This window comes from Salmonella sp. NW38 (genome assembly GCF_051807745.1).
GTDB classification, from domain to species: domain Bacteria; phylum Pseudomonadota; class Gammaproteobacteria; order Enterobacterales; family Enterobacteriaceae; genus Salmonella; species Salmonella enterica.
Genome location: NZ_JAMMTO010000004.1, coordinates 196,331 through 208,686, shown reverse-complemented (window position 1 = coordinate 208,686; position 12,356 = coordinate 196,331). Strand labels below are relative to the sequence as shown.

The 12,356-nt window shown below is 54.2% G+C and carries 10 protein-coding genes, 1 other RNA gene and 1 pseudogene; 9 read left to right on the top strand and 3 right to left on the bottom strand.

Annotated features, from left to right (window positions below; all coding sequences use genetic code 11):
- Positions 1–115 precede the first annotated feature (115 nt).
- A non-coding RNA gene (locus NA624_RS09275) (RtT sRNA) lies at positions 116–249 on the top strand.
- On the opposite strand, the gene NA624_RS09270 is transcribed toward NA624_RS09275, so the two are convergent.
- Positions 240–1,247, bottom strand: a complete 1,008-nt coding sequence (locus NA624_RS09270; protein ID WP_000290707.1) for a LacI family DNA-binding transcriptional regulator — start codon at positions 1,245–1,247, stop codon at positions 240–242. The genes NA624_RS09275 and NA624_RS09270 overlap by 10 nt on opposite strands.
- Positions 1,248–1,396: 149 nt before the next feature.
- Here NA624_RS09270 and NA624_RS09265 point away from each other — a divergent pair, with 149 nt between their 5' ends.
- From NA624_RS09265 to dppF, 7 genes are all read left to right on the top strand, one after another.
- Positions 1,397–2,521, top strand: coding sequence for an aryl-sulfate sulfotransferase (locus NA624_RS09265; protein WP_000940832.1), 1,125 nt, complete (start codon positions 1,397–1,399; stop codon positions 2,519–2,521).
- Between the two features lie 57 nt (positions 2,522–2,578).
- A complete protein-coding gene (locus NA624_RS09260) occupies positions 2,579–3,904 on the top strand; it encodes a uracil-xanthine permease family protein (RefSeq protein WP_001136076.1) in 1,326 nt (441 codons plus the stop codon).
- Between the two features lie 558 nt (positions 3,905–4,462).
- Positions 4,463–6,070, top strand: a complete 1,608-nt coding sequence (gene dppA / locus NA624_RS09255) for a dipeptide ABC transporter periplasmic-binding protein DppA (RefSeq protein WP_000028049.1) — start codon at positions 4,463–4,465, stop codon at positions 6,068–6,070.
- A gap of 156 nt (positions 6,071–6,226) precedes the next feature.
- Entirely contained in the window at positions 6,227–7,246 is a 1,020-nt protein-coding gene (dppB, locus tag NA624_RS09250) for a dipeptide ABC transporter permease DppB (protein WP_000938843.1), read from the top strand.
- Between the two features lie 9 nt (positions 7,247–7,255).
- Positions 7,256–8,158 carry a dipeptide ABC transporter permease DppC gene (gene dppC, locus NA624_RS09245; RefSeq protein WP_000084690.1) on the top strand — a complete coding sequence of 301 codons (903 nt, stop codon included), beginning with the start codon at positions 7,256–7,258 and terminating at the stop codon, positions 8,156–8,158.
- A gap of 10 nt (positions 8,159–8,168) precedes the next feature.
- Positions 8,169–9,152, top strand: coding sequence for a dipeptide ABC transporter ATP-binding protein (gene dppD / locus NA624_RS09240; RefSeq protein ID WP_001196509.1), 984 nt, complete (start codon positions 8,169–8,171; stop codon positions 9,150–9,152).
- Positions 9,149–10,162 carry a dipeptide ABC transporter ATP-binding subunit DppF gene (gene dppF, locus NA624_RS09235; RefSeq protein WP_000103563.1) on the top strand — a complete coding sequence of 338 codons (1,014 nt, stop codon included), beginning with the start codon at positions 9,149–9,151 and terminating at the stop codon, positions 10,160–10,162. Before dppD ends, dppF begins: the two co-directional genes overlap by 4 nt.
- Positions 10,163–10,262: 100 nt before the next feature.
- Here dppF and NA624_RS09230 read toward each other — a convergent pair whose 3' ends face one another.
- Together NA624_RS09230 and NA624_RS09225 are read right to left on the bottom strand one after the other, a co-directional pair.
- Positions 10,263–11,561 carry an aromatic amino acid transport family protein gene (locus NA624_RS09230; RefSeq protein ID WP_001150175.1) on the bottom strand — a complete coding sequence of 433 codons (1,299 nt, stop codon included), beginning with the start codon at positions 11,559–11,561 and terminating at the stop codon, positions 10,263–10,265.
- Between the two features lie 117 nt (positions 11,562–11,678).
- Positions 11,679–11,831: pseudogene (locus NA624_RS09225) on the bottom strand (PLP-dependent transferase); the annotation flags it as partial.
- 373 nt (positions 11,832–12,204) lie between these two features.
- On the opposite strand from NA624_RS09225, the gene NA624_RS09220 reads away from it, so the two are divergent.
- Positions 12,205–12,312 (top strand): type I toxin-antitoxin system toxin Ldr family protein, encoded by a 108-nt coding sequence (locus NA624_RS09220; RefSeq protein WP_001537650.1) that lies wholly within the window; start codon positions 12,205–12,207, stop codon positions 12,310–12,312.
- The last annotated feature ends 44 nt before the right edge of the window (positions 12,313–12,356 follow it).

Genomic DNA, 12,356 nt, shown 5'->3' with positions numbered 1-12,356 from the left:
GAGCGCAGCGAGAGAACGTTGCGTCAGCAACGGCCCGCAGGGCGAGCCACGCAGTGGCGAGTCATCCTCTATCACCGACCAAATTCAGAAACCCTGCTCAACGAGCAGGGTTTTTTGCATCTGAAGCCTGACGAGGATGAGAACCTCCGGGGGCAAGAGGTTCGACTCGAGCGCAGCGAGAGAACGTTGCGTCAGCAACGGCCCGCAGGGCGAGCCACGCAGTGGCGAGTCATCCTCTATCACCGGCAGGTTGACGCTCGCACCACCAGTTCAGGCATGATCCCGTCGCTGTGGCTGACCTTCTTGCCCGCCAGCAAATCAAATAATAGTGTGATTGCCTGTCGCGCCACCTCATCAAGATGCATATTCACTGCCGTCAGCGGCGGCAGCGATTCGCGCGCGCGGATACCGTCATAGCGGGTAACCACTCGCATTTGTTCAGGTATGGCGATGTCTTGTTCCTGAAAAGCGCGTACCGCGCCGCTGGCAAAGGTATCGATCAGCACCAGCACCCCGTCAACGTCGGGATGCGCCTGTAATAGCTGCTGCGCGGCCTGGTAGCCGGCATTTTCACCCTCGCTTTCATTGAGAGAGTAGACGACGGGGGCCTGGCGCCCCGCGCACCAGCGCTGGTAAGCCGCTTCGCTCTCCAGAACTGATGTTCGCCGTGTGTTACCGACAAATAACGCACATTTGCTGGCGCCGGAGGCCTCCAGATGCGTTAGCAGAAGCTGTGCTGTTGCCGCCGAGTGCAGCTCAACCCACGGCACAGGCGTGTCGGTGCCCGGCGTGCGGCCAATGGTGACGCAGGGAATGCCCGCTTGCGCCAGAGCCTGGAGCTGCGGGTCGTTCTCCGCCGGCTCAATCAGGATCGCCGCGTCAAAGCTGACGGCATCCAGTGGATTTGCCCCCGGCGGCACCAGAATCAGCGCATGCTGTTTTTCCAGCGCCATCATCGCGGACGTTAACGCCACCTCCATCATAAATCCCAGTCGTGACGCGCCGGAGGCAATTGCCAGCGGCACCGAAGAGAGCAAAGCAATGGTATTGGTTTTGCCGGTTCGCAACTGGCGGGCGCGAATATTCGGCGTGTAGTTGAGCGCAACAATGGCCTCTTCAATACGCCGTCGCGTCTGCGGCTCGACAAAGCGGGTGTTGTGCAAGGCATTGGATACCGTCCCTGGCGACACGCCTGCATGGCGGGCAACATCAATCAACTTTGCGCGTTTTTTATTTTGAACAGCCATCTGCTTCCTGACCTTCGAAAGTTTGCGCACAGGGTAGCATATTTACCAGACGGTAACGTTTGCTTTTTTTCAGTGAGGATCGTAAAAAACTCTTCATTAAAACGTTTTAATGGGGTATTTTGGCGCAAATTTATTCCTCAGGAGGCGATGTGGCACACTTAACTCAGGATTCGACTTTCACCCTTGGACGCCGTCCGGCGGGCCTTATCTACGCTGATAATGCGAAGAGCTTTGGCGGCTATACGCTTTTTGCGCCGCAAACCGCCGAAGGGCGGGTTTACCTGGTGGACGAGCAGGGCGAAGTCGCGCATCAGTGGCAGCTTCCGGTTCGCGCCGGGCGTGATGCGGTGCTGCTGCCGAACGGTAATCTGGGTTATAACGGCAGCCACCGCACTTCAGCGAACCTCTATCCGGCGTGGGATCTCTGGCACGGCGGCGACTTCTACGAAGTGACGCCGGATAACGAAATCGTCTGGCATTACGAAGATATTTACCATCACCATGATGCGCAATGGTTGGCGAACGGTAATCTGCTGTATACCGCCGCGTCGCAGTTACCTGCCGATATCGCCGCCCGTGTTACCGGCGGCGACCCGCGCCGCGATGCGCCGGACGGCGTGATTCAGAGCGACGTCGTCAAAGAGGTCAATCGCGACGGTGAAGTGGTCTGGGAATGGCGTGCCTGGGAGCATTTGAATCCGGAAGATTTCCCGATTCATGATATTTTCGATCGCCGCCACTGGCCGATGATTAACGGCCTGTCCGTCACCCGTGATGGCCTGGTGCTGATGAGCCTGCGCACTACGTCTGGCGTCATTGCCGTGGATAAAGAGAGCGGGAAGGTTATCTGGCATGCAGGGCCGGAAGTGGTAGCGCAGCAGCACACGCCGGTTGAGATGGAGAACGGGTCGATTCTGGTTTTCGATAACGGCAACCTGCGTCCCGGCGTCACCTCGCCGCATTCCACGGTGCTGGAGTTCGATCCGCAGACCAAAGCGATTACCTGGCAGTATCGCGATATCTTCCCGTCGGCGTTTTTCTCGCCGTATATGGGGAGCGCGCAGCGGCTGGCGAACGGCAACACCTTTATCTGTGAATCGGCGTTTGGCCGCCTGTTTGAAGTCACCCCGGAAGGCGAAACGGTATGGGAATATATCATTCCGTTCTTTAATGAATATCCGGAGCACCTCAGTAAAGGCATTATTCCTGGAAAACAGAACAGCGCCTTCCGTGCGCATCGCTATGCCGCTGATGCCATTAGTTGGTTGAAATAATACAGACCGCCAGCCCGCGCTGGCGGTTATTTTTTTGATGTTTTATGGGAGTTAATCATGCCGCAACCTGGCCTTACTACGCCGGATAACGATGCATTACCCTGGCAAACCACCTTACTTTTGGCGCTTCAGCATGTGCTGGTCGTTGCCGCCACCCCCATTACCTCCGTCTTCCTGATCGCCAAAGCGCTCCACTTTACCGATACGGTGACCGCCTCGGTACTTAGCGCGACCTTTCTGATGTGCGGTCTGGGCGCTATTCTGCAAAGCCTGGGTGTGAAAGGGGTGGGCGCGCGTTTGCCGTTTATTATGGTACCGGGGGGCGCGCCGATTGCGATTTTCGTTGCGATCGCTTTACAGACCAATATCCAGACCGCGATTGGCGCCGTAATTCTGACCTCGCTGTTCTACTTTATCGCGTTGCCGATTTTCCGCCGCTGCCTGCACCATTTTCCCCCCTTTATCATTGGCATCATGCTGCTAATGGTGTCGATTAACCTTATTCGCCTGTACGGCGGGTTGATCATTGGCCAGCCAGGGAGCGCCGACTTCGCTCATCCAACCAGTATCATTTTATCGCTGGGGACTATCCTGATAACGCTGATTTTCGCGCTGGCGTTTAGCGGTATTTTGCGCCAGCTGGCGGTGATGTTCGGCCTTTTAGCGGGAACGTTGCTGGGAATGGCGCTGGGCAGCACCGATTTTAGCGGTGTTGGTCACGGGCCGCTGTTTAGTTTCCCACAGCTTTTGCCGTTCGGCTGGCCGATTTTTGATCTCTCCGCCTCGCTGCCGTTGCTGATTTACGCGGTCATCTCTATGGCTGAAGCAACCGGGCAAACGATTGCGACCGCGGAAATAGTCAATTCTACGCAAAATGTGCAGCAGGCGATTCCACGCACCATTCGTGGTGATGCGGTAATGTCGCTGCTGGGGGGGATTTTTGGCACCTCCTTAATTATCACCTCCGGCGAAAATATTGGGGTGGTACGCACCACTAATGTGAAATCGCGTTTCGTGACTGCGGCTGCCGGAGGGTTGTTAATCCTGATTGCCATATTCGCGCCGCTGGTACGTCTGGCGACCTGTTTGCCAGGTTCGGTGGTGTGCGGTACGGCGGTGATTGTCTTCAGCATTATCGGGGTCATCGGCATTGATATGATTGCGCGTGAGCCACTGCATACGCCGGGTAAAACCTACGCGCTGGCGATGGGGCTGGCCATGGGAATGCTACCTATACTGGTACCCGGCCTGTATCAGAATTTCCCGGCGGGCGTACAGATGGTCTTTGGCAACGGCATGGCAGCGGGGACGTTGACAGCGATTCTGGTGAACTCGTTGTTTAACTGGAGCGAAAAGCGCACGCAGGCCAGGGTCAAAAGTTAGTTTTTGTGATCGCGGTAGGCCGCACGACGGCCTACTTATTTACAATTTTGTGACATATTCGATGGTGTTTTTCAATGTCCGGATAACTCTTTTTTGCACACGGCTTATGGATAACCTCAGCATTTTCGCCTGTGCGTTTTAGCGTTAGTGGTATTAATCGCTCAGATAATCAACATATCGAAAGAAATTTTTCAATTAATGGCTAATTGTTAATCACTAACTGTTGCAAAATATTAAGTGAATAACTCTGCCTTTCTGCCCATAGCACAAATTTCCCTGCTGAAAATACCCTTCTGAACTTTTTTTAATCTTTGTTTGTTAATTCTCACCGTTGTTGTAAAAGCTGGTTACCTGTATTGACGTTTTGACATTCTATTGACAGATTGTAGGGAATGAGGGGCATTTTATGGAGAATCCGCACTGCAACTCAGTCGATTATGCGAACGGAATCCCCACCTCTCACTACTGACCTGACCAGGTAAAAAACAAAAAAGGCCGGGCGGTAAAAGCCTTTGCAAAGGGCAAAACAACATACATCACAATTATTGGAGCAGAAGAATGAGTATTTCCTTGAAGAAGTCAGGGATGCTGAAGCTTGGTTTGAGCCTGGTGGCCATGACCGTTGCAGCCAGCGTGCAGGCCAAAACCCTGGTTTATTGTTCAGAAGGCTCGCCGGAAGGCTTTAACCCACAGCTCTTTACGTCTGGCACCACCTATGATGCCAGCTCCGTACCTATCTATAACCGTCTGGTTGAATTCAAAACCGGCACCACGGAAGTGATCCCGGGTCTTGCTGAGAAGTGGGATATCAGCGAAGACGGTAAAACCTATACGTTCCACCTACGTAAAGGGGTGAAATGGCAATCCAGCAAGGATTTCAAACCCACGCGCGAGCTGAACGCCGATGATGTCGTGTTCTCTTTTGACCGGCAGAAAAACGAGCAGAACCCGTACCATAAAGTGTCTGGCGGCAGCTATGAATACTTTGAAGGCATGGGGCTGCCGGATCTGATTAGCGAAGTGAAGAAGGTAGACGATCACACGGTGCAGTTTGTGCTGACGCGTCCGGAAGCGCCGTTCCTTGCCGATTTAGCCATGGACTTCGCCTCTATTCTTTCTAAAGAATATGCTGACAACATGCTGAAAGCCGGTACGCCGGAAAAAGTGGATCTGAACCCGGTCGGCACTGGCCCGTTCCAACTGGTGCAATATCAGAAAGATTCCCGCATTCTCTACAAAGCTTTTGACGGCTACTGGGGCACGAAGCCGCAGATCGACCGTCTGGTCTTCTCCATCACCCCTGACGCCTCTGTGCGTTACGCCAAACTGCAGAAGAACGAATGTCAGGTGATGCCGTATCCGAACCCGGCGGATATTGCGCGCATGAAAGAAGATAAAAACATCAACCTGATGGAGCAGGCCGGTCTGAACGTGGGTTATCTCTCCTACAACGTACAGAAAAAACCGCTGGATAACGTCAAAGTTCGCCAGGCGTTGACCTATGCCGTGAATAAAGAGGCCATCATCAAAGCCGTTTATCAGGGCGCGGGCGTTGCGGCGAAAAACCTGATCCCGCCGACAATGTGGGGCTACAACGACGATATTAAAGACTACGGCTACGATCCGGAAAAAGCGAAGGCGCTGCTGAAAGAAGCCGGTCTGGAAAAAGGCTTCACCATCGATCTGTGGGCGATGCCGGTACAGCGTCCCTATAACCCGAATGCGCGTCGTATGGCGGAAATGATCCAGGCGGACTGGGCGAAGATTGGCGTTCAGGCCAAAATTGTCACCTATGAATGGGGCGAATACCTCAAGCGCGCTAAAGATGGCGAGCACCAGACGGTGATGATGGGCTGGACCGGCGATAATGGCGATCCGGATAACTTCTTCGCCACGCTGTTCAGCTGCGATGCCGCCCAGCAAGGCTCCAACTATTCAAAATGGTGCTACAAGCCGTTTGAAGACCTGATTCAGCCTGCGCGTGCGACCGATGACCACAACAAGCGTATTGAACTCTATAAACAGGCCCAGGTCGTGATGCATGACCAGGCGCCAGCGCTGATCATCGCTCACTCCACGGTTTATGAGCCAGTGCGTAAAGAAGTTAAAGGCTATGTGGTTGATCCATTAGGCAAACATCACTTCGAAAACGTCTCTGTCGAATAATTAAAAGAGCGCTGCGCCCCGGTGTTGTGTAGGCCGGATAAGCGCAGCGCCATCCGGCGTAATGCTTTATCCGCGATGCAGTTTGCGTGGGATAAGATTTGTGAGCAATACAGACTCACGGTTCCAGGCCGTGGGTCATGAGAGAGAATTCGGGTTATGTTGCAGTTCATTCTCCGACGTTTGGGACTCGTTATCCCGACGTTTATCGGTATTACCCTTCTCACCTTTGCCTTTGTCCACATGATCCCCGGCGATCCGGTGATGATCATGGCGGGTGAGCGAGGTATTTCCCCTGAGCGCCATGCTCAACTGCTGGCTGAACTCGGTCTTGATAAACCGATGTGGCAGCAGTACCTCCATTATATCTGGGGGGTGATGCATGGCGATTTAGGCATCTCGCTGAAAAGCCGAATCCCTGTGTGGGACGAGTTTGTGCCTCGCTTTAAAGCGACGCTGGAACTTGGCGTCTGCGCCATGATTTTTGCCGTCGCCGTGGGGATTCCGGTGGGCGTGCTGGCCGCAGTGAAGCGCGGTTCTATCTTCGATCACACTGCCGTTGGCCTGGCGCTGACCGGTTACTCTATGCCTATCTTCTGGTGGGGCATGATGCTGATCATGCTGGTCTCCGTCCACTGGAACCTGACGCCGGTTTCCGGGCGCGTGAGCGATATGGTGTTCCTTGATGATACCAATCCGTTGACGGGCTTTATGCTGATCGACACCGCTATCTGGGGCGAAGAGGGTAACTTTATTGATGCGCTGGCGCATATGATCCTGCCTGCGATGGTGCTCGGCACAATCCCGCTGGCCGTCATTGTGCGTATGACCCGTTCGTCGATGCTGGAAGTGCTGGGGGAGGATTACATCCGTACCGCACGCGCCAAAGGGTTGACCAGGATGCGCGTCATTATCGTCCATGCTCTGCGTAACGCCATGCTGCCAGTCGTTACCGTGATCGGCCTGCAGGTCGGGACGCTGCTGGCGGGCGCGATTCTGACAGAAACTATCTTCTCGTGGCCCGGTCTGGGGCGCTGGCTGATCGATGCGCTGCAACGCCGCGATTATCCGGTAGTGCAGGGCGGCGTGTTACTGGTAGCGACGATGATTATTCTCGTCAACCTGCTGGTAGACCTGCTGTACGGCGTGGTGAACCCGCGTATTCGGCATAAGAAGTAAGGGGCCATCATGTCACAGGTTACTGAAAATAATGTTAATGCCGCACCGGCGCCCATGACGCCATTGCGGGAGTTCTGGCACTATTTTAAACGCAACAAAGGCGCGGTCGTCGGGCTGGCGTATGTTCTCATCGTGATCCTGATTGCGGTGTTTGCCAACTTTATTGCGCCGTACAACCCGGCAGAGCAGTTCCGCGATGCGCTGCTGGCGCCGCCGGTCTGGCAGGAAGGCGGCAGTTGGGCGCATATTCTGGGAACGGATGATGTTGGTCGCGATGTCCTCTCGCGCCTGATGTATGGCGCGCGTTTGTCACTGCTGGTCGGCTGTCTGGTGGTCGTCCTGTCGCTGGTAATGGGGATTATTCTCGGCCTGGTCGCGGGCTACTTCGGCGGTCTGGTCGATAACATCATCATGCGCGTGGTCGATATTATGCTGGCCCTGCCGAGCCTGCTGCTGGCGCTGGTGCTGGTGGCGATCTTCGGCCCCTCCATCGGCAACGCTGCGCTGGCGTTGACGTTTGTGGCGCTGCCGCACTATGTCCGCTTAACCCGCGCGGCGGTTCTGGTAGAGGTGAACCGCGATTATGTGACTGCCTCCCGCGTGGCGGGCGCAGGCGCGATGCGTCAGATGTTCGTCAATATTTTCCCGAACTGCCTTGCGCCGCTGATTGTTCAGGCATCGCTCGGTTTCTCTAACGCCATTCTCGATATGGCCGCCCTCGGCTTTCTTGGCATGGGCGCACAGCCGCCAACGCCGGAGTGGGGCACCATGCTCTCTGACGTATTGCAGTTCGCGCAAAGCGCCTGGTGGGTCGTGACCTTCCCGGGGCTGGCGATTCTGCTGACGGTACTGGCATTTAACCTGATGGGTGACGGTCTGCGTGACGCGCTCGATCCCAAACTGAAGCAGTAAGAGGTTCGAGATGGCGTTATTAAATGTAGATCAATTATCGGTGCACTTCGGCGATGAAGGGACACCGTTCAAAGCCGTCGACCGCATTAGCTACAGCGTGAAGCAGGGTGAGGTGGTCGGTATTGTCGGCGAGTCTGGCTCCGGCAAATCCGTCAGCTCGCTGGCGATTATGGGGCTTATCGATTACCCAGGCCGCGTGATGGCGGAAAACCTGCTCTTTAACGGACAGGATCTGAAGCGCATTTCCGAGAAGGAACGTCGCAACCTGGTGGGCGCTGAAGTGGCGATGATTTTCCAGGACCCGATGACCAGCCTCAATCCTTGCTATACCGTTGGCTTTCAGATTATGGAAGCCATCAAGGTACATCAGGGCGGGAACAAGAAAACCCGTCGTCAGCGAGCGATTGACCTGTTGAACCAGGTGGGTATTCCCGATCCGGCTTCTCGTCTGGATGTCTATCCGCACCAGCTTTCTGGCGGCATGAGTCAGCGCGTGATGATTGCGATGGCAATAGCCTGTCGACCAAAGCTGTTAATTGCCGATGAACCGACCACGGCGCTGGATGTGACCATTCAGGCGCAAATCATTGAGCTGCTGCTGGAGTTGCAGCAAAAAGAGAACATGGCGCTGGTGCTGATTACCCATGACCTGGCGCTGGTGGCGGAAGCGGCGCACAAAATTATCGTCATGTACGCCGGGCAGGTCGTCGAAACAGGCGCTGCGCAGGATATTTTCCGCGCGCCGCGTCATCCGTATACCCAGGCATTGCTACGTGCGTTACCAGAGTTTGCGCAAGATAAAGCGCGTCTGGCGTCGCTGCCGGGCGTGGTGCCGGGGAAATATGACCGACCGACGGGCTGTCTGCTTAACCCGCGCTGCCCCTACGCCACGGACAGATGCCGTGCGGAAGAACCTGCTCTCAACCAACTGGACGATGGACGTCAGTCAAAATGTCATTACCCACTTGATGATGCCGGGAGGCCCACACTATGAGCACGCATGAGGCCACCTTGCAACAGCCGCTGTTGCGGGCTATCGACCTGAAAAAACACTATCCGGTGAAGAAGGGGATCTTTTCTCCGGAACGGCTGGTAAAAGCGCTGGACGGCGTGTCGTTTAATCTCGAACGCGGTAAAACGCTGGCCGTAGTGGGGGAGTCCGGTTGTGGAAAATCCACACTGGGCCGCCTGCTGACGATGATTGAAACGCCAACCGGCGGCGAGCTTTATTACCAGGGGCAGGATCTGCTCAAACACGATCCGCACGCGCAGAAACTGCGGCGGCAGAAAATTCAGATTGTGTTTCAGAACCCCTACGGTTCCCTGAACCCACGCAAGAAAGTGGGGCAAATTCTGGAAGAGCCGTTGCTGATCAATACCAGCCTGAGTAAAGCGCAGCGTCGTGAAAAAGCGCTGGCGATGATGGCGAAGGTGGGGCTGAAAACCGAGCACTACGACCGCTATCCGCATATGTTCTCCGGCGGCCAGCGTCAGCGTATCGCTATCGCCCGCGGTCTGATGCTTGATCCGGACGTAGTGATTGCCGACGAACCGGTCTCCGCGCTCGACGTGTCGGTGCGCGCCCAGGTGCTGAACCTGATGATGGATTTGCAACAGGATATGGGGCTGTCTTATGTCTTTATCTCGCACGACCTGTCGGTGGTGGAACACATCGCCGATGAAGTGATGGTCATGTACTTAGGCCGCTGCGTGGAGAAAGGGACCAAAGAGCAGATTTTTAACAATCCACGTCATCCCTATACCCAGGCGTTGCTCTCCGCCACGCCGCGGCTGAATCCGGACGATCGCCGTGAGCGGATTAAGCTGACCGGCGAGTTGCCGAGCCCGCTGAACCCGCCGCCGGGCTGCGCCTTCAACGCCCGCTGCAGCCGTCGCTTCGGACCCTGTACGCAGTTACAGCCGCAGCTTAAAGAGTACGACGGCCAGTTGGTGGCCTGCTTTGCCGTCGATCAGGATGAAAATCCGCAGAAACCGCTGAGTTAATTGCGTTTTATGCCGGATGGCGGCTGCGCCTTATCAAGCCTACACCGTACCTGTAGGCCTGGTAAGCGTAGCGCCACCGGGCATGGCTCTCCGGTACGACTTATTCAATCAATTTTAATAACGGCGACAGGCACAACAATATTCCATATAACAGAATAAGCCAGGTTTTCAGGCCGCGTAATTTTTCCAGTTGCGCTACTTTATAAATCAGGAAAAAGGGAATAATACACGCGACAATGCCATAAAGCGGACTGCCTAACTGGAAAAAGACCAATACTGAGACGCGAAACGAAACCCAAATAACCAGAGTCACCACGATAAAGACACAGATTCCAGATGTCAGTAACAGTGGGTTGACATTTTTGACATCCATAATACGACTCAATACATTCAGTACAATACCTTTAAGCGCTTCGTGAAAACCTAAATAAATACCAAAGAACGCGGTAAGTACGGCAAAAATATTGAGGATGGTAGAGGTAATGTGGATGATATGGCCAGGGATTACCTGAGCTGCCAGCGCAAGGGCGGAAATATTCTGCTCGAACGCTGATACCGCCTCTTCATGGCTAATCGAAAAGGTAAACGAGAACGAGAAAAAGAGAATAATGGCAATCAGCGTAATATAGCTAATGCGATGCGTGCGAATCGCCATCCGGGTGGCCAGCACACGGTCAGGTTCGCGCTTACGATAGGCGATGTTCATTGGGTTTAGTACCTGAATGAAGACCGCAGAAAAGAAGCAAAATGGGATAGTGAGCAGTACGTCGCGAAAGAAAACCGATGCGGCGGGAAAGGCGGAAATATTATCAAGATTCCAGTGTGGGATCATCGCAAAACCGAATATCAGAATGATCCCGACTTTTACCACCACCATCGGGCCGGAAATTTTAAATAATAATTTTTCCCCGCCGGAGGCAATCGCCACCAGCACGGCGAAAATCGCGACTTTATAGATAATAGACTGCGAAAGATCGGCCTCAGTAAGGCCGAAGGTTTTGATATAGGAGGCGCTATCAAACACCACCGACAGGGAGTAAATAAACACCCCGTGGATAATCATAAGAAAATAGATTACACCGAGGAAAACGCCCCAGTTTTTGCCAAGATAGTGACTGATAATATCCGTATAATCGTCACAGGTTTCGCTTTCAGATAACGTTTTTAGATAAATATCCTGCACAATATAGGTAGCGGGATAGGCGATGATAAAAGCGGTAATAAATACCCAGATCCCCTTGAGACCGATTTGCACTGGCATTAAGACGGTACCGGCGCCGATCGCCATACCGATACACAAGAGCACCCAGCCAAAATCATATTTTGTAAACGGTAATCTCGTTGAAAGCGGTGTGGTCGTAGCGTTACTGTTATTTAATGGTAATGTGTCGTCCTGCATAGAGCCCCCTGCCCAAAATATAGGCAGCTCTCTCATAAAGAATGCTGCCTATAACCAGGCTATAGTGCCTTGATACCCGATGCGGCAAACCGGTGACAGCGGTTCGCCGAGCAATCGTCAGAATGCTGCTTTTCTGCTGGCGCGTTCAAGGTCATGAATAATATCGTCGGGATCTTCAGGTCCCGCTGAAAGACGGATAAGTTCGTCGGTAATACCTGCTTTTAGCCATTCCTCTGGCGCAACAGGCGAATATGTCATAGACGCAGGATGCTGAACGAGGGTTTCGGTATCACCGGGACTGGCCGCGAGGAGGCATAATTTACAGAATTGAGCGGCTGACTGCCAGCCTCAGAAATGCTGAATGTATTCTGGCAAATAAAAGTAATCGTCTGCGAAGCGTCACGCAGATTGTACGTTAGCGCCGTGCCGGGACGGGGATTTTGCCGTAATATCAGCAGCAAGCCGGGTTTACCCGGTGAGGCGCAATGTTGCGGGGGCTTGATCCCCGGCGGCATTGGTTGCTGGAAAGAGAAAACCTCCGCACGTTGACTGGTATAAACCTGGCAACCTGACGGAGGCTAAACTTGATCCTCAACACATCAAGGATAGCCGCGAACGGTTGCCATTGCAACAAGGCGGCTATATGACGCTTACGCAGTTGGGCGTGGCCTTCTGGCACGATCTGGCGGCGCCGATCATTGCTGGCATTATCGCCAGTGTGATCGTCAACTGGCTACGTGACAGGAAGTAACGCGTTTTGAGCGTCTGTCCGCCGTAATGGCAACATGCGCCCGA

Excerpts from the sequence above, each read along its gene's own strand:
- NA624_RS09270 (WP_000290707.1), bottom strand. The coding sequence starts at position 1,247 with ATGGCTGTTCAAAATAAAAAACGCGCAAAGTTGATTGATGTTGCCCGC.
- NA624_RS09260 (WP_001136076.1), top strand. The coding sequence starts at position 2,579 with ATGCCGCAACCTGGCCTTACTACGCCGGATAACGATGCATTACCCTGG.
- dppA (WP_000028049.1), top strand. The coding sequence starts at position 4,463 with ATGAGTATTTCCTTGAAGAAGTCAGGGATGCTGAAGCTTGGTTTGAGC.
- dppB (WP_000938843.1), top strand. The coding sequence starts at position 6,227 with ATGTTGCAGTTCATTCTCCGACGTTTGGGACTCGTTATCCCGACGTTT.
- dppC (WP_000084690.1), top strand. The coding sequence starts at position 7,256 with ATGTCACAGGTTACTGAAAATAATGTTAATGCCGCACCGGCGCCCATG.
- dppD (WP_001196509.1), top strand. The coding sequence starts at position 8,169 with ATGGCGTTATTAAATGTAGATCAATTATCGGTGCACTTCGGCGATGAA.
- dppF (WP_000103563.1), top strand. The coding sequence starts at position 9,149 with ATGAGCACGCATGAGGCCACCTTGCAACAGCCGCTGTTGCGGGCTATC.
- NA624_RS09230 (WP_001150175.1), bottom strand. The coding sequence starts at position 11,561 with ATGCAGGACGACACATTACCATTAAATAACAGTAACGCTACGACCACA.
- NA624_RS09220 (WP_001537650.1), top strand. The coding sequence starts at position 12,205 with ATGACGCTTACGCAGTTGGGCGTGGCCTTCTGGCACGATCTGGCGGCG.